8 protein-coding genes are annotated in these 18,462 nt (G+C 69.0%); 4 read left to right on the top strand and 4 right to left on the bottom strand.

Annotated elements, in window-relative coordinates:
* Window positions 1–142: 142 nt before the first annotated feature.
* On the bottom strand, window positions 143–505 hold the full coding sequence (locus IF11_RS0123995) for a DUF3099 domain-containing protein (protein WP_051746169.1): 363 nt from the start codon (window positions 503–505) through the stop codon (window positions 143–145).
* A 215-nt stretch (window positions 506–720) separates the two neighbouring features.
* Between IF11_RS0123995 and IF11_RS0124000 the strand changes: the two genes are divergently transcribed.
* A complete protein-coding gene (locus IF11_RS0124000) occupies window positions 721–1,008 on the top strand; it encodes a GlsB/YeaQ/YmgE family stress response membrane protein (protein WP_030353781.1) in 288 nt (95 codons plus the stop codon).
* A gap of 115 nt (window positions 1,009–1,123) precedes the next feature.
* On the opposite strand, the gene tyrS is transcribed toward IF11_RS0124000, so the two are convergent.
* From tyrS to IF11_RS0124015, 3 genes are all read right to left on the bottom strand, one after another.
* Window positions 1,124–2,404, bottom strand: coding sequence for a tyrosine--tRNA ligase (tyrS, locus tag IF11_RS0124005; protein WP_030353782.1), 1,281 nt, complete (start codon window positions 2,402–2,404; stop codon window positions 1,124–1,126).
* A gap of 72 nt (window positions 2,405–2,476) precedes the next feature.
* Window positions 2,477–3,874 (bottom strand): TldD/PmbA family protein, encoded by a 1,398-nt coding sequence (locus tag IF11_RS0124010; protein ID WP_030353783.1) that lies wholly within the window; start codon window positions 3,872–3,874, stop codon window positions 2,477–2,479.
* The gene (locus IF11_RS0124015; protein ID WP_030353784.1) at window positions 3,871–5,394 is read right to left on the bottom strand and encodes a TldD/PmbA family protein; all 1,524 of its coding nucleotides are present in this window, start codon (window positions 5,392–5,394) and stop codon (window positions 3,871–3,873) included. The genes IF11_RS0124010 and IF11_RS0124015 overlap by 4 nt, the downstream gene beginning before the upstream one ends.
* A gap of 215 nt (window positions 5,395–5,609) precedes the next feature.
* On the opposite strand from IF11_RS0124015, the gene IF11_RS0124020 reads away from it, so the two are divergent.
* Genes IF11_RS0124020 through IF11_RS0124030 form a run of 3 tightly spaced genes read left to right on the top strand, consistent with a single transcriptional unit; the run spans window position 5,610 to window position 18,450 of the window.
* Window positions 5,610–10,928 (top strand): DEAD/DEAH box helicase, encoded by a 5,319-nt coding sequence (locus IF11_RS0124020; RefSeq protein WP_030353785.1) that lies wholly within the window; start codon window positions 5,610–5,612, stop codon window positions 10,926–10,928.
* Window positions 10,925–13,939 carry a helicase-related protein gene (locus tag IF11_RS0124025; protein ID WP_030353786.1) on the top strand — a complete coding sequence of 1,005 codons (3,015 nt, stop codon included), beginning with the start codon at window positions 10,925–10,927 and terminating at the stop codon, window positions 13,937–13,939. Before IF11_RS0124020 ends, IF11_RS0124025 begins: the two co-directional genes overlap by 4 nt.
* Entirely contained in the window at window positions 13,936–18,450 is a 4,515-nt protein-coding gene (locus IF11_RS0124030; RefSeq protein ID WP_051746156.1) for an Eco57I restriction-modification methylase domain-containing protein, read from the top strand. Before IF11_RS0124025 ends, IF11_RS0124030 begins: the two co-directional genes overlap by 4 nt.
* Window positions 18,451–18,462 lie beyond the last annotated feature (12 nt).

Consider the following 18,462-nt stretch of genomic DNA (forward strand, 5'->3'; position numbering starts at 1 on the left):
CAGCCACGGGGGGAGCTGCCCGGCGTCGGTCCGTCGCTCCGACGGGGGATGCGGAGCGCCCTTAAAGTATGTCACGGGCAACGGGGTGCCGTGCACCGGAACTTCACGATTGATCTGAGCTTTTCTTGAGCCTTGCGGAGCGTCACGGACCGCTTGGCCGGTCCCCCTCGGTCGCCGCGGCGCCGGTTTCCGCCACGACAGGTTCCGCAGGGGGCGCGATCATTGTACGGGCCGGCGGGGCGAGATGGGCCGAGGGAAGCGAAGTGCCGTTCTCCCGGCCGCCGTTGGCGATCACCACCGCCACGTACGGCAGCAGCACCCCCAGCACGAGCGTCACGATCGCGACCGGCCGCTGCACATTCCACAGGGCCACGGTCGCGATCACCGCGAGCGTCCGTACGGACATCGAGATCACATACCGGCGCTGCCGGCCGCGCACATCCTCGGCGAGTCCCTGCCGGGCCCCCGTGATCCGGAAGACCTCCGTGCCGCCCCGCTTCCGCACCACGTTCCCACCACCCGATTCTGTGCCGGACTCTCCCCGGACCGGACCCGCACAACGGTACGCCGGGACCCGGGCGCCCACGAGAGCGGGGGCACTCCCATCCTGGCCGATGTCCCCCGCGTCCCGCCACGTACGGCTGTGTCCGACATGCGCCGAATGGCGGAACACTTCAGACTGGCGATCACGCGCAGATCGCGCCGCGTGAGGAGGCGACCATGGGCTGGTTGTGGGTCATCATCGTGGGTCTGGTGCTCGGCCTGATCGCCCGGGCCATCATCCCGGGCAAGCAGCACATCCCGCTGTGGCTGACGATCCTGTTCGGCATGCTCGGCAGCTTCCTCGGCAACGCGGTCGCGGGCTGGATCGGTGTCGCGGAGACCAAGGGAGTGGACTGGACCCGGCATGTGCTCCAGTTGATCGGGGCCATCGTCATCGTCTACCTCGGCAGCCTGCTCTGGAACTCGATCCGCAGCGACAAGCGGGGCAGCAGGCAGAGAGCCTGAACCGGGCGCCGACCCGGACAGGGCGGGACGGTTACGGCCGGGCACGCGTGCGCGTTGCCCGGCCGCAGCCGTGTGCCGTAGGCGCTGTTCCACGAGCCGTACGGGTCCGGAGTTGTCAGCCGGAGGCGGAGACCTCCACCGCGGCCAGGTTCCTCTTGCCCCTGCGCAGCACCAGCCAGCGGCCGTGCAGCAGCTCCGAACGGTCCGGTACCGCGTCCGCGTCGGAGACCTTGACGTTGTTCACGTAGGCCCCGCCCTCCTTGACCGTACGGCGAGCCGCCGACTTGCTCGGCGCCAGACCCGTCTCGGCGAAGAGGTCGACCACCGACGCCGGCTCCGCGACCTCGGCACGCGGCAGCTCGGAGAGCGCCGCGCTCAGCGTCGCCTCGTCGAGTTCCGCCAGCTCACCCTGGCCGAACAGCGCCCGGGACGCCGCGACGACCGCCGCGCACTGCTCGGCGCCGTGGACGAGCGTCGTCAGCTCCTCCGCCAGCGCCCGCTGCGCCGCGCGGGCCTGCGGACGCTCCGCGGTCGCCCGCTCCAGCTCCTCCAGCTCCGCCTGGGTCTTGAAGCTGAGGATGCGGCTGTACGCGGAGATGTCACGGTCGTCCACGTTCAGCCAGAACTGGTAGAAGGCGTACGGCGTGGTCATCTCGGGGTCGAGCCACACCGCACCGCCCTCGGTCTTGCCGAACTTGGTGCCGTCCGCCTTCGTCATCAGCGGCGTCGCCAGCGCGTGCACGGTGGCGCCCGGCTCCAGGCGGTGGATCAGATCGAGACCGGCGGTGAGATTGCCCCACTGGTCGCTGCCGCCCTGCTGGAGGACACAGCCGTAGCGGCGGTACAGCTCCAGGAAGTCCATGCTCTGGAGCAGCTGGTAGCTGAACTCGGTGTAGCTGATGCCCTCGTCGGACTCCAGCCGGCGGGCGATGGAGTCCTTCGTGAGCATCTTGTTCACCCGGAAGTGCTTGCCGACGTCCCGCAGGAACTCGATCGCGGACATGCCCGCGGTCCAGTCCAGGTTGTTGACCATGGTCGCGGCGTTCGGACCCTCGAAGTCCAGGAACGGCTCGATCTGGGACCGCAGCCGCCGCACCCAGCCGGCGACCGTCTCCGGGTCGTTCAGCGTCCGCTCGGCGGTCGGCCGGGGATCACCGATCTGACCGGTGGCCCCGCCCACCAGCGCCAGCGGCCGGTGCCCAGCCCGCTGGAGCCTGCGTACGGTCAGCACCTGCACGAGGTGTCCGACATGCAGGCTGGGCGCCGTGGGATCGAAACCGCAATAGAACGTGACGGGACCGTCCGCGAGCGCCTTGCGCAAAGCGTCCTCGTCAGTGGACTGGGCGAACAGCCCGCGCCACTTCAGCTCGTCGACGATGTCCGTCGTGTCCGTCACGGTCGTTTCTCTCCTCGAACGGTTCACCGGTATGTACTACCGGGGGATGTACTACCGGCCAGTGTATGGGGGTCATACTCCGCGGCTGACCGAGCTCATATTGAAATCGGGGATACGCAGGGCGGGCATCGCGGCCCGGGTGAACCAGTCGCCCCACTCGCGCGGCAGCGTCTTCTCCGTACGCCCGGCCTCCGAGGCCCGCGACAGCAGATCGACCGGCGACTCGTTGAACCGGAAGTTGTTCACCTCGCCGACGACCTCGCCGTTCTCGACGAGATAGACGCCGTCCCTGGTCAGCCCGGTGAGCAGCAGCGTCGCCGGATCGACCTCGCGGATGTACCACAGACAGGTCAGCAGCAGCCCGCGCTCGGTGCCGGCGACCATCTCCTCCAGCGAGCGCTCGCCCCCGCCGTCCAGGATCAGATTGCCGATGCCGGGCGCGACCGGCAGCCCGGTCAGCCCGGCGCTGTGCCGGGTGGTGATCAGATGCGCCAGCTCGCCGTCCCGTACCCAGTCCGTCGCCGCCAGCGGCAGACCGTTGTCGAAGACGGAGGCGTCGTCCCCGGAGGAGTGCGCGATCACGAACGGCGCGGACTCCAGGCCCGGCTCGTGCGGGTCGCTGCGCAGGGTCAGCGGCAGCTCGGACAGCTTCTCGCCGACGCGGGTGCCGCCGCCGGGGCGGGAGAAGACCGTACGGCCCTCCGCAGCGTCCCGGGCGGTCGAGGACCACAGCTGGTAGATCAGCAGATCGGCCACGGCGGTCGGCGGCAGCAGCGTCTCGTACCGGCCAGCGGGCAGCTCGATCTTCCGCTCGGCCCAGGCCAGCCGCCGTGCCAGCTCGGCGTCGAGGGAGGCCGGGTCCACATCCTTGAAGTCGCGCGTGGACCGGCCGGCCCAGGCCGAACGGGTGCGGTCGGGCGACTTGGCGTTCAGCTCCAGCGTGCCGCTCGGCTGGTCGTGGCGCAGCCGTACGCCCGTGGACGTACCGAGATACGTCGAGGTCAGCTCATGGTTGGCGAACCCGTACAGCTCGCGTCCGCCGGCCCGGGCCTGGGCGAACGACTCACCGAGCGCGGGCGCGAAGTCCGCGAAGACGGCGGAGGTGGTCTCGGCGGGCGCGTCGGTGAAGTCCCCCGACACCTGACCCCCGCCGACCAGCGGCTGCGCGTCCTCGGCGGGCCCGGCCCCGCGCGCGGCGGCCTCGGCGGCCCGGACGAGCGGCTCAAGGTCGTCGGCGGTGACGGCGGAGCGCGATACGACACCGGACGCGGTGCCCTGCGAGCCGTCGACGGTCGCGATGACGGTCAGCGTCCTGCCCCGGGTGACCCCGTTGGTCGTCAGCGCGTTGCCCGCCCAGCGCAGATTGGCGGAGGACTGCTCGTCGGCGATGACCACGCAGCCATCGGCGGTGGACAGTTCGAGGGCGCGCTCGACGATCTCGTGCGGCTTGTTGACAGGGCTGGTGGTCATCGTCCGGCCTCCTGCGTGGTGTTGAGGATGTTGACGCCGCGGAACAGGGCGGAGGGGCAGCCGTGGGAGACCGCCGCCACCTGCCCCGGCTGGGCCTTGCCGCAGTTGAAGGCGCCACCCAGCACATACGTCTGCGGTCCGCCGACCGCCTCCATCGAGCCCCAGAAGTCCGTGGTCGTCGCCTGGTACGCGACATCGCGCAGCTGGCCCGCCAGCTTGCCGTTCTCGATACGGAAGAACCGCTGCCCGGTGAACTGGAAGTTGTAGCGCTGCATGTCGATCGACCACGACCGGTCGCCGACCACATAGATCCCGCGCTCCACCCCGCCGATCAGATCCTCCGTGCTCAGCCCGCCCGGATCCGGCCGCAGCGACACATTCGCCATGCGCTGGACGGGCACATGGCCCGGCGAGTCCGCGTACGCGCAGCCGTTGGAGCGGCCGAGGCCGGTGAGTTTCGCGATCCTGCGGTCCAGCTGGTAGCCGACGAGCGTGCCGTCCTTGACCAGGTCCCACGACTGCGCCTCGACGCCCTCGTCGTCGTAGCCGATGGTGGCGAGACCGTGCTCGGCGGTCCTGTCGCCCGTCACATTCATCACCGAGGAGCCGTACGCCAACTTCCCCAGCTGGTCGAACGTGGCGAACGAGGTCCCGGCGTACGCCGCCTCGTACCCCAGCGCGCGGTCCAGCTCGGTGGCGTGGCCGATCGACTCGTGGATCGTCAGCCACAGATTGGACGGGTCGACGACCAGGTCGTACGTGCCCGCCTCGACGCTCGGCGCGCGCATCTTCTCGGCGAGCAGCCCCGGGATGCGCTCCAGCTCGGCGTCCCAGTCCCAGCCCGTTCCGGTGAGGTACTCCCAGCCCCGGCCGACCGGCGGGGCGATCGTGCGCATCGAGTCGAACTCGCCGCTCTCGCCGTCGACCGCCACGGCGGTGAGCTGCGGATGGAGCCTGACGCGCTGCTGGGTGGTGACCGTACCCGCCGTGTCCGCGTAGAACTTGTTCTCATGGACGGTGACCAGCGAGGCGTCCACATGCGCGACGCCCTCGGCCCGCAGCAGCCGCCCGCTCCACTCCGCCAGGAGCCCGGTCTTCTCCTCGTCGGGTACCTCGAACGGGTCGATCTCGTACGCCGACACCCACGTCCTCTCGGCGTGCACCGGCTCCTCGGCCAGCTCGACGCGCTCGTCCGAACCGGCGGCGGAGATCACCTTCGCGGACAGTCTGGCCATCGCCACGGCCTGTCCCGCGACCCGCGCCGCCGCGTCCATGGAGAGATCGACCCCGGACGCGAAACCCCAGGCGCCCCCGTGCACCACCCGGACCGCGTAGCCGAGATCCGTGGTGTCCGACGAGCCGGCGGGCTTGCCGTCCCGCAACCGCAGGGCCGCGCCGCGCACCCGCTCGAAGCGGAAGTCGGCATGGTCGGCGCCGAGCGCCCGCGCCCTGGCGAGCGCGGCGTCGGCGAGCGCCCGCAGCGGCAGTGCCAGGAACGACTGATCTACCTCGTGGGGCACTTGCTGCCTCTCCTTCTCACGCTCCAGTACTGGTGGTACGGAGTGAACCATGCCGTGCGGGGCTCGAGGCGGGCCACCCGTTTCCGATGTCCTGAATGGGCGCGTAGCAGTAGGCTGATCACTTCCGGTGGCCAGGGGACGCCATTCGGTGAGTGCTGCTGACGGCCGCGGAGGCAGCGCGGTACCGCGTGCGGCATGGGGAGAGCGGCGTCACCATGGATGTCTTCGGAGTCCACCAGAACCTCATCAAGGACTACGGAGCCTTCACCCAATCCCTGGTGTCGGTACGGGACCGGGACATCCAGCGCCATCTCGACGCGGAGCGCGAGGGAAAGGTCCGCTGGCCCGACCCCCGTCTCTCCCTCAATCCGAGTTTCCGCAGCGGCGGTACCGTCGCCGAGCTCGTGGAGGAAGGGGTTCTGCACGTCGGGTGCAAACGCTACTTCCGCGAGAAGAAGGACGAGCATGACCCCGGGACCCGGACTCTGACCCTCCACCGCCACCAGCGCGAAGCGATCGAGGTGGCCGCCTCCCCCTCCCGCGATTCTTTCGTGCTCACCACCGGTACCGGATCCGGCAAGAGCCTCGCCTACATCATCCCCGTCGTGAACGAGGTGCTGCGCCACCCCAACCCCGAGGGGATCTCGGCGATCATCGTCTACCCCATGAACGCGCTCGCCAACAGCCAGCAGCACGAACTGGCCCGCTATCTGCGATGGGGCGTTCCGGATGCGCACCGGAAGGTGACCTTCGCTCGCTATACGGGCCAAGAAGACGCCGGGCAGAAGTCCGCGGTGTGGCGGACCAAGCCGGACATCCTCCTGACGAACTACGTCATGCTGGAATATCTGCTGACGCGACCCCATGAGCGGAAGGAGCTCATCGGCGCGGCACAAGGACTGCGGTTCCTGGCGCTCGACGAACTGCACACCTACCGCGGCAGACAGGGCGCGGATGTAGCGCTGCTGGTACGAAGGCTCCGGGATGCCTGCGACGCCCCCGGCCTTCAGTGCATCGGCACCTCCGCGACCATGGCCAGCGCCGCCACCTTCGAGGAAGCTCGGAAGAAAGTCGCCTCCGTCGCCACCCTGCTGTTCGGAGCCCCCGTACGGCCGGAGCGGGTGATCGGTGAGACGCTGGAGCGCGCCACGGATCCAGGGCCCTCGCAGAGCGGCACCTCGCGCGCACGGCGGTCCGCACTGGGCGAGGCGGTCCGGCGCGCGGCTCTGGACCCCGGGGCACTGTCGCGGGACTACGAGGTCCTGCGGACCGACCCCCTCGCCGTATGGGTGGAGGATTCCTTCGGGCTGGCGGAGGAGAACGAGAAGTCCGGCGGCAGGCTGGTCAGGCGTACGCCCGTGACCGTGCCTGAAGCGGCGGAGACCCTTTCCAGGGACAGTGGGCAGCGGGACGAGCTGTGCCGGGCGGCGATCGAATCGATCCTCAGAGCCGGCGCCGAGGCACGCCACCGGGTACACCGCCGTCCGCTGTTCGCCTTTCGGCTGCACCAGTTCCTGTCCAAGGGTGACACCGTCTACACCAGTCTCGAACCCGCTGGGCAGCGCCATCTGACCAGCCAGTACCAGGTCGTGGTCCCGCAGCAGCGGGAGAAGCCGCTGATCCCGCTGGCCTTCTGCCGGGACTGCGGGCACGAATATCTGGTCGTCACCCGGGAGAGGGGGGCAGCCGGGCCGCGCTTCGTCGCGCGCAGAGATCCGGAGGCCCCCGGCGAGGAGGACGACGGTTATCTTTACGTCAGCGAGGAACGGCCGTGGCCGACCGAGCCCGACGAGATCCTGGTCCGCCTCCCGGACAGCTGGGTCGAGACCGGCGAAGACGGGGCCCGGACCGTTGTGCAGGCCCGTGCGGGTGATCTGCCGCGCGAGGTACGGATCGCTCCCGACGGCAGGCTCCTCGCGGAACGGCCCACCGGGGTGGTGGAGCCCGCAGAGGCTACGGAAACCGGAGCCGACGGCCTACAGGCGTGGTGGATCGCCGCGCCGTTCCGCTTCTGCCTGCGCTGCCGGGTCAGCCACGAACAGTTGCGAGCCCGTGACTTCGCCAAGCTCGCCACCTTCGCCGCCGAGGGACGCAGCTCGGCGGTCTCCCTCATCAGCTCCAGCGTGGTGCGCTCGCTGCGCGCCCAAGCCGATATGGACGTGAAGGCGCGCAAACTCCTCACCTTCGTCGACAACCGGCAGGACGCGAGTCTCCAGGCAGGCCACTTCAATGACTTCGCCCAGGTCACCCAGGTCCGCGGCGCCCTCTACCAGGCGCTGGCCGCGACAGGGCCGAACGGCCTGCGGCACGATCTGCTGCCGCAGGCCGTCGAGGAGGCACTCGGCCTGCCCATGGACGTGTTCGCCCGCAACCCCGGCGCGAAATTCAGCCAGCGTGAGCTCGCCCGCTCGGCGCTCCGCGCGGTGCTGTCCTACCGGGTCCACGCGGACCTGGAACGCGGCTGGCGCATCACCATGCCCAACCTCACCCAGACCGGGCTGCTGCGTTTCGACTACACCGATCTGGCGGAGATCGCCGCCGACGAGGAGTGCTGGCACGGCCGGCACGAAGCACTGGTACGAGACGAACCCGCTCACCGTGAGTACCTCGCGAGGGTTCTGCTGGACGAGCTGCGCCGCTCGCTCGCCGTCGATGAACCGATGCTGACCCAGGAGGGCTTCGAGCAGGTTCAGCGCCAGTCGGACGGCCATCTGCTGGGCGTCTGGGCGCTGCCGCCCCGAGAGCCGCGCGTTCCCTCGCGGGTCGCTTTTCCGGGCAGCGGCCCGAAGGGGGCACCCTCCGGTGAGGCCATCTACCTCAGCGGCCTGGGCGCGTACGGACGTTTCCTCCGCCGCCCGGGCCAGTTCGCCGCGATCCCTGCTCTCCGGGGCAAGCGGATGTCCGTCGCCGATGCCGGCACGGTGATCCGCGATCTGCTGCGGGTACTGGAGACCTACGGCCTGGTGGCGATCGTCCGGGAGGAGCGCGACGGCTCGCTCGGCCACCAGGTCAGGGCCACCGCCCTGCGCTGGCTGCCGGGCGACGGGGCCACCCCCGAGCCCGACCCGCTGCGCAAGGTCAGCGACCCCGACGCCACGCCGTCCGTCAACACCTACTTCCGCGACCTCTACCGGGACACCGCGATGCAGCTCGTCGGTCTTGAGGCCAGGGAACACACCGCGCAGGTCCCCGCCGAGCTGCGGGAAAAGCGGGAAGAGGCATTCCGCGACGGAGAGCTGAGCCTGCTGTACTGCTCGCCGACGATGGAGCTCGGTGTGGACATCTCCACACTCAACGCGGTAGGCATGCGCAACGCCCCGCCCACCCCCGCCAACTACGCCCAGCGCTCGGGCCGGGCGGGACGTTCCGGACAGCCCGCACTCGTCACGACCTACTGTTCGACGGGTAGTGCCCACGATCAGTACTACTTCCGCCGTCCTCAGCTGATGGTCGCGGGCAGCGTCACCCCGCCCCGCCTCGACCTCGCCAATGAGGAACTGCTGCGGTCGCATGTCCACGCCGTCTGGCTGGCCGAGACAGGCGTCGCCCTCGGCTCCCGGATGACCGAGATCATCGACGCGGAGGCCCGGCCCACCGGCCCCGGCGAGCCGGTGCCCCTGCCGCTCACCGACACGATGCGCACGCAGCTCGACAGCGAAACCGCCCGCCGCCGGGCCATCGTCCGGTCCGCCGATGTCCTCCAGCCGCTGCTGGCCGGCCTGGAGAAGCCACCCACCTGGTGGTACGACGGCTGGATCGAGGACGTCGTCCGTGCCGCGCTGAGCCGGTTCGACCATGACTGCGATCGCTGGCGCCGCCTCTACCGGGCCGCCCTCGACGAACGCGAACAGCAGCACCGAGTCGCCGGTGATCTCTCCGTGGACCCCAAGTCCCGCCGCCGCGCCCAGGCCCGCCGAGCCGAGGCCGAGAATCAGCTGAAGCTGCTGCGCAACGAGGACAGCGAGGAATCCTTCAGCGACTTCTACAGCTACCGCTACTTCGCGTCCGAGGGATTCCTCCCCGGCTACTCGTTCCCGCGCCTCCCCCTGGCCGCCTACATCCCCGGGCAGCGGGGCGAAGGCCGGCTCGGCCAGCGGAACGGCGCGTACATCCAGCGTCCGCGCTTCATCGCGATCTCCGAATTCGGTCCCGGCGCGCTGATCTACCACGAGGGCCAGCGTTACTCCGTCGACCGCGTCCAGGTCCCGATGGGAGCCACTCCCGGACAGGTCGCCACCAGTGACGTCCGGATCTGCGGCGCGTGCGGTATGTGGTACGACCGCGCCCAGGGAGCCGACACCTGCGACGACTGCCTGATCCCGCTGACCCTGACCCTGAGCAGGACCATGGTCCTGAGCACGGTTCAGGCCTCCCCGGTGCGGCGTATCTCCTCCGACGAGGAGGAGCGCCTCAGATCCGGCTTCGAACTGCTGACGGGATACCAGTTCTCAGGGGCCGCCGGACGCCAGGACGCCACGGCCTCCGACGAGGCCGGGCCGATCCTCGACATCGGGTACGGGGACACCGCCTGGATCCGCGTCTTCAACCTCGGCCGCCGCAAGCGCAAGCACCGGGCCGACCGGGGGTTCTGGCTCGACCCTGTCCAGGGTCGCTGGCTCAGTGCCAAGAAGGCGGGCGAGATCCAGGAGGCGTCCGCCGAGGACGAGGTCCTGGCACCGTTCGCGTCCGCCGACCGGACGCTCCAGGTCATTCCGTACGTCGAGGACCGGAAGAACATTGCCGTGCTGCGCCTGGCCGAACCCGTCGAGAGCGAGACGATCGCCGTCACGCTCCGCCACGCCCTGGAACGAGGCATCGAGGCCCGCTACCAGCTGGAGGACTCCGAGCTGGACAGCCAGGATCTTCCCGATGACGAGGCGCGGGGCCGGATGCTCTTCGTCGAGGGAGCGGAAGGCGGCGCGGGCGTGCTGCGGCTCCTCCACGACGACCCGAACGCCTTCGCCGAGGTAGCCAGGGCCGCGCTGAAGATCATCCACTACGACCCGGACACCGGCCAGGACGAGGACCGGGCCGAAGGCGCCCCCGAGCGCTGCGAGCGCGGCTGCTACGACTGTCTCCTCTCCTACAACAACCAGCGGTTCCACACCCGGATCGACCGGCATTCCGCGGTCCCGCTGCTGCTCAGGCTCGCCAACGCCACCACCAAGGGCGACCGTGCTGTGACCCCCGCCACCTTGCGGGCGCAGACCCTGGCCGCCGCCACCGAGCCGGTAAGGGGACCCGTCGCGGAGTTTGTAGAGTGGCTGGGCCGGACGGGGCACCGGCTGCCCGACGAGACACAGCCCGACCAGACCGGGGCACCGGTCCGTCCCGACGTCGTCTACCGCCTGCCGGGCGCGGACGTCGCCGTCTACCTGGACACCTCCGGCGGCCCGTCGCTGGACCAGCGGGCCGAATTCCGGCTGATCGACGACGGCTGGCTCGTCATCCGGGCCGGAGCCGGTATCAAGGAGTGGGAGAACACCGTGCGCGTACATCCGGACGTCTTCGGCACCGGACGGAGTTTCCGATGACTTCCGGGACCACGACGACCTCCGCACGCCGCGCACCCGGCGACCTCGTCTCCGCCCGGGGCCGTGACTGGGTGGTCCAGCCCAGCCCCGCCGATGAAGCCGACGGCCTGGTGATCGCCCAGCCACTGGACGGCGACCGCGAATATCTCACCGCGCTCTTCCCGCACGAGATCAAGGACCCCGGCTTCGGCCCGCCCGAGGCCGTTCCCGGGGAGGTCGGCGACTTCGCGTCGGCCGGCCTCCTGCGCACCGCGCTGCGCATCGCGGCGACGCACGGCGCGGGCCCCTTCCGCAGCCTCGCCTCCATCTCCGTGCAGCCACGCCAGTATCAGCTCGTCCCGCTGATGATGGCGCTGCGCATGGACACCGTACGGCTGCTCATCGGGGACGATGTCGGCATCGGCAAGACCGTCGAGGCGGCACTCATCGCCAAGGAACTCATCGAGCAGGGCTCGGCGCGCAACATGGCCGTGCTCTGCTCGCCGTCACTTGCCGAGCAGTGGCAGCGAGAACTGCGGGAGAAGTTCGGCATGGACGCCGTACTCGTCCTTCCCTCCACGGCGGCCCGCTTGGAGAAGACCACAGAACAGGGTCAGTCGATCTTCGACCGTTACCCCTGCACCGTGGTCTCCACCGACTTCATCAAGCAGGAAGAACGCCGGGGCAATTTCAAGCGCACCTGCCCCGACATCCTGATCGTCGACGAGGCCCACAGCTGTGTCGGTACAGGCACCGGACACCAGCTGCGGTACGAGCTGCTCCGCGAACTCGCCGCGGACGCCGACCGGCACCTCGTCCTCGTCACCGCCACCCCGCACAGCGGTGACGTCCACGCCTTCGCCAAGCTCACCGGCCTGCTCGATCCGGCCCTCCAGAACCTCGACCCCACCCTCCCCGCCCACCGTGACCGGCTCGCCCGCCACTTCGTCCAGCGCCGCCGCCGTGACATCAAGCGCTACCTCGACGAGGAGACCCCCTTTCCCCGCGCGCGCATGGTGCGCGAGACCCCGTACCACCTGGACAAGGAGTACGCGGGCTTCGTCACCGATGTCCTGACCTACGCCCGTGAACAGGTCCGCCGCCCCGACGGCGCCCACCAGCAGCGGATGACTTGGGTCTCCGTGCTCGCGCTGCTGCGCTGTGTGCTCTCGTCGCCCGCCGCCGCGGCCGAAACCCTCCGCGTCAGGGCGGGCGTCGCCACTGCCCACACCGACGCGGAGATCGAAAGCTTTCACCGTGCTGTTCTCGACCTCACCGACGACGAGTCCGTCGACGGCCAGGACGGCGTCCCGGGATCGCTGCTCGACACCCCGGAGAACTCCGTCGGCGCCCGAAAACTGAAGTCGTTCGCCGCGCGCGCCGACCAGCTCTCAGGACCGGCACACGACGCCAAACTCCGTACCCTCGTCGATGAGGTGAAAGGCCTGCTCGTCGACGGCTACGACCCGATCGTCTTCTGCCGCTACATCCCCACCGCCGAGTACGTCGCCGGGCATCTCGCCAAAGCCCTGGGGCGCAGCGCCCACGTCGACGCGGTCACGGGCAAGCTCCACCCCGACGCCCGCCAGGCCCGTATCGACGAGCTCACGGCGAAGCACGGCAGGCATGTCCTGGTCGCCACCGACTGCCTCTCCGAAGGCGTCAACCTGCAGGACGACTTCGGCGCGATCCTCCACTACGACCTGTCCTGGAACCCGACCCGCCACGAACAGCGTGAAGGCCGGGTCGACCGGTTCGGACAGGCCCGCGAGAATGTCCGGGCCGTCACCCTCTTCGACACCGACACCGGGATCGACGGCCTTGTCCTGGACGTCCTCATCCGTAAACACCAGGCGATCGCCGAGCAGGTCGGCGTCGTCGTCCCCGTACCGGACGGCGGTGAGGGCGTCCTCAAGGCCCTCTCCAGCAGCCTCTTCCTCAGAGGCAAGGAAAACACCGAACAGCTCACCCTCGACATCGGCACCGAGGCGCTCTTCAGCCAGGCCAGGGAACGCCTCCACAAGGAGTGGGAGGACGCGGCCGACCGGGAGTCGAAGGTCCTCACCAAGTTCGCACAGAGCGGCCTGCGCCCCGAAGAGGTCCAGGCCGAGCTGAACGCCCTGCGACAGGCGCTCGGCGAGCCGGCGGACATCGCCGACTTCACCCGCGAGACCCTGAAGTCGCTGGGCTCCCCCGTACGCCCCGACCCGCACAGCACCGGCTTCACCGCTCCGGCGGGCCCATTGCCCCGGGGCCTGCGCCACGGCCTCGGGATCTACGAGGATCCCGACCAGGCCACCGGGCCGGGCGTCGCCCAGGCACCGGCCCGCGGCACGGCCAAGGGCAAGGCGAAGTCCAAGGCCAAGGCGGGGAAGGCGGTTGCCTCGAACGAGCTGGTCTTCCACCAGGACCTCCCGGTTCCTGCCGGGCAACACGCCTTGTTCCGCACGGATCCCGCGGTACGGGCCGTCGCCCGCTACGTCCTCGACTCCGCCCTGGACCGGAGCCTCAGTGAGATCGACCGCCCCGCCCGGCGGCTCGGCGTCATCCGCACCGCCGCCGTCGACCACCGCGTCGTGCTCCTGCTGGTCCGCTACCGCTTCCACCTCACCCTGCCCCCCCGCCGCCGAGCGGACCGCACCCCGGTCAAGCCCCGCGAACTGGTCGCCGAGGACGCCCAGTTGCTCGCCTGGCGCACGACAAATGACGGCACCCGGGAGTGGCTCACGGACGACGAAACGGCCGAACTGCTTCCGGCGAACCCCGACCGCAACACCATCCCCTCCATGCGCGACCAGCAGATCAGCCGCGCCCTCGAAGAACTGGACGAGGTGAAGGGCGACTTGGCCTCCCACGGCCACGATCTCGCCCGCCGCCTGGAAGCGGCGCACCTCCGCGTCCGCGAGGCCGCCGGCGAACGCGGCAGAGCACGCGGCGCGGCAGCCGCGCGTGGCATCACAGCCGAGCCCGCCGGTGAACCCGACCTGCTCGGTGTGTACGTGTACGTCAAGCGCCCCGGAGGCTCCAGGTGACCGCACTCGCCCTCGACCACCTTCCGGCGAGCACAGCGGTGCGCGTGGAAGGGGCCCTGCTCTCCCGCGAACTTCTCAACAAGATCGGTGGCACGGACCGTGAGCTCCCCGGCTCCACGCCCGCCGATTACGGCCTGCCACGCGGCGTCCGCGTCGAAGACGCCGCCAGCCGCAGGTGGGAATACCTCAAAGGGACCTACAGCTCCTTCCACGCACAGCTCGAAGAGCAGGGTGAGAACGTCGACCTGACGACGCTCACCTACCAGCAGTGGCTGAGCGTCCTTCTGGACGAACTGGGCTACACGGGCCGTACGGACATCCCGAAACGCCAGGGCGTCGATTTCGCCGGCCGGGACCCCAAGAGGTACTACCGCGTCAGCCACCGCTGGCAGGACCACCTCCCCGTCCACCTGCTGGGCTGGGACACCGACCTCGACCGGGGCATCGGAACCCATCGCGCCCCCCAGTCGATGGTCCAGGATCTCCTGAACGTCTCCGCCGAGCACCTGTGGGGACTGCTCTCCAACGGTCGGGTCCTGCGCGTGTTGCGCGACTCCACCACACTCGTCGGCTCCGCCTATGTCGAGTTCAATCTGGACGCCATCTTCGGCGGGGACCAGTTCGCGGACTTCCTCACGCTGTACGCGATGCTCCACTCCTCGCGCTTCGAACTCGTCGCGAAGCCGGAGAAGAAACGACGCGGTGTCGCCGCCGTCGCCTCGGCGGAGGGCGCGGCAGAGGCCGGCGAACTCTCCGACGGACAACCGGCCGACGGAGACGAAGGCACCCTCGACGACATCTTCCTCGCCGACGACATCGCGCCCCTCACCCCGGCGGACTGCCGCATCGAATGGTGGCGCACCTACTCCATCGAGACCGGCATCCGCTCCCGGGACCGGCTGCGCGACCAGGTGAAGGACGCCCTGTCGATCCTCGGCACCGGATTCCTCCAGGCGAACCCGATCCTCGGCGAGGCCCTCACCCGTGGCGGCAAGGCCGCACTCGACGACTTCCACCACGAACTGCTGCGTCTGGCCTACCAGCTGGTGTTCCTCTTCGTGGCCGAGGACCGCGAAGCACTGCTGCTCCAGCCCGGGGCGAACGCCTCCAAGGCGGAAACGCAGAGACTGGAACGGGCCCGCGCCCGCTACGCCCGCTACTTCTCCACGGCCAGGCTGCGCCGTATCGCCGTCAGAAGGAGCGGCGACCACCACACCGACCTGTGGGACGGTCTGTGCGTCGTGCTGGAAGCCCTCGGCAGGATCGGTGGCGAAGAGAATTTGGCCCTTCCCGAACTCGGCGGGCTGTACTTCCGCGCCGCCGACGACGAGAAGCAGATCACCTGGCTCCCGGGCAGAAGCGAGCCGCTGCGCACGGCGAAGCTCCCCAACGAGCACCTGCTCCAGGCAGTCCGGCTGCTGTCCCAGGTCTCCGACAAGCAGGGCCGCGTGACCCGTGTCGACTACCGGCACCTGGATGCCGACGAGCTCGGCAGCGTCTACGAGTCCCTGCTGGAGCTCATCCCACGCCACAACCCGCAGAAACTGGAGTTCTGGCTCCAGGACCTGGTGGCGGGCAACCAGCGGAAGACCACCGGCTCGTACTACACCCCTAAGGTGCTTATCGAGAAGCTCCTCGACAACGCTCTGGACCCGGTGATCGAGCGCTACGCGAAATCCGGCATCCCGAAAGATCTTCTCAAGATCCGCTTCGTCGACCCCTCCTGTGGCTCGGGCCACGTCCTGGTCGCGGCGGCCCGCCGCATCGCCCTGCGCTACGCCCAGCTCGCGGCGGACGGTGAACACGAGCCCGCGCCGGAACGGGTGCGCGAGGCGATGGGCAAGGTCGTGAAGTCCTGTGTCCACGGTGTCGACATCAACCCGCTGGCGACGGAGATCGCCAAGGTGTCGCTGTGGATGGAGTCCCTCAACCCGGGGGAACCGCTGGCCTACCTGGACGACCGGATCAAGGTCGGCAACGCGCTGCTGGGGACGACGCCGCTGCTCCTGGAGGCGGGAATCCCGCAGAAGGCGTTCAGCAAGTTGGAGGGCGACGAACAGAAGACGGTCAAGGACGCCCGGGACCGTAACGCCAGGGAACTGAGGGGCGTGGAGGTGTGGGTCCAGACCCAGATGGGCGAGCCCGCGACCCTGACGAGTACGGCGAAGGTGCGCGTCGCGGCTGAGGAGGCGGCAAGCGCGCCGATCGACGGCACGGGGCTCGCGGCGATACGTGAACTGGCGAGGAGGCACCGTGAGTTCGAGGCGAACGACGAACTTAAGCGGCTGAAGAAGGTCGCGGACGCGTGGTGCGCGGCGTTCATCTGGCCGAAGAGGGAGGACGCGCCGGTCCCCATCACGACGGCGACGCTGAAGAAGCTGGAGAAGGACGAGGAACTGCCGGGCATCCCGAAGCCGAGACCGAAGATGGGCGAGGAACCGGTCCCGGAGACGGAGGAGGAGCGGGAGTGGCGAGAAGACGCGGGGGAGCGGGAGCTGCGCGACATCGTCTCCCGTAACCGCTTCTTCCACTGGCACCTGGAATTCCCCCGTATCTTCCGCGTCGAGGACCGTGACGCGGCGGACGCGAACGCGGCGACGGGGTGGCAGGGCGGCTTCGACTGCGTACTGGGGAACCCGCCGTGGGAGCGGGTGAAGATCCAGAAAAAGGAGTGGTTCGCCGCGCAGAACCCGTACGTGGCGGATGCGGAGACCGCGAACGAGCGCGAGCGCCGGATCGGCGATCTACTGAAGACGGTGGACGAGCACGGCCAGCCGATCGAGGCGGACCGGAAGCTGCACCGGGCGTACCTGACGGCGCAGCGGGAGTCCAAGGGCACGACGAACATGCTCAGGGACTCGGACATCTTCCCGTTGACGGGGAAGGGCGACGTGAATACGTACGCGGTGTTCGCGGAGAAGGCGCGGACGCTGCTGTCGCCGAAGGGCATGGCGGGGCTGGTGCTGCCTACTGGGATTGCGACGGACAAGACGACGTCGGGATTCTTCTCGGACCTGGTGGAGCAGCGTCAGTTGGCGACGGTGTTGGATCTGGAGAACGAGGAGAAGCTTTTCGCAGATGTCCACAACCAGTACCGGTTCTGTCTATTCACGTTCGTCGGCCCCGCTGGCAAGCACGAGCTCGTCCGCCTGGCGTTCCGGGCCCGGCGACCGGACCAGTTGGATGCCCGTGAGTTCACTTTGGACGCGGAGGGGTTCCGGCGGATCAACCCGAACACGCGGACTGCTCCGGTGTGTGAGAGCCCGGCGCACTTGCGGGTGCTTCAAAGGATTCATGAGCGTGTGCCGCTCCTCTGGCGCAGAGAGCCGGGAGAACCCGAAGTCAACGACTGGGAACTGGGCCCGTTCCTTCGCATGCTGGACATGGCGACTGCTTCTAAGCTGTTCCGTTCGGCTGACCACCTTCGGAAAGACGATTGGGTCAGTACCGGCACCGTCTTCATGAAAGGCGACGAGCGGTATCTGCCACTCTACGAAGGGAAGTTTGCGCATCATTTCGACGGCCGTTTCGCTACCTATGAGGACGCGACCCAGGCCCAGATCAACAAGGGCACTCTGCCCCGGTTGGACCCTGAAGCTCACCAAGATCCGACGGCACTCCCGCTACCTCGGCATTGGGTGCATGAGGCTGAGGTAGACGCACGACTGGCGGAAGATCTGCCGAAGCAACGTGAGGAGTGGCCGCATGATTGGTTGCTCGGTTGGCGTGATATCTGCCGAGCGTCTGACCAGCGGACAGTTATTGCATCCGTTCTGCCTCGGACTGCTGTGGGGCACACAGAGCCGCTCTTCATGCCCACCAGCTTGGCAATGCCGATGGACGCATTTCTTGCCAACCTGTCGGCCTCCGTCCTGGACTTCGCGGCTCGACAGAAGGTCCAAGGGGCGCATCTCACATACACCTACCTGGAGCAGCTACCAGTCCTCGCTCCGGACACGTACGCCAAACCCGTTGTTTGGCTCGGCGGCGAGTCACCCGAGGGATGGCTCCGCTCCCGTGTCCTCGAACTGACCTATACCTCGTACGAGATGGCTCCCTGGGCCGAATACCTCAACGACGAGGGCGCCCCCTTCGTCTGGGACGAAGAGCGCCGTTTCCTCATGCGCGCCGAGCTGGATGCTGCGTACTTCCACCTCTACGGCATCGAGCGCAAAGACGTTGACCTCGTCCTGGACAGCTTCCGTGCCTTCCGTAATAAGAAGCCCGAGCTCTTCCAGCGGACCAAGGGCGCTATAACCCGCATCTATGAGGACATGGCGTCCGGTACCCCCTACGCCACGCCCCTCACCCCACCCCCCGGCAATGGCCCCCGCCACGCCCCCGGCGTAAGCCCGCTGACCCGCACGTCGCGACCCAAGCCCAAGCCGCCCGTTACCACCCCGGCAGTGCGGCCCCAGCGCCAGTCGCCGCAACGCGAGGGGCTTCCTCAGAGCGGACTCTTCGGGCGCGGAGAGATCGAGGGTGAGGTTCAGCTCGACCTCTTCGACTGACACGGCAATGCA

The sequence above is a fragment of the Streptomyces scopuliridis RB72 genome (assembly GCF_000718095.1).
Classification (GTDB): domain Bacteria; phylum Actinomycetota; class Actinomycetes; order Streptomycetales; family Streptomycetaceae; genus Streptomyces; species Streptomyces scopuliridis.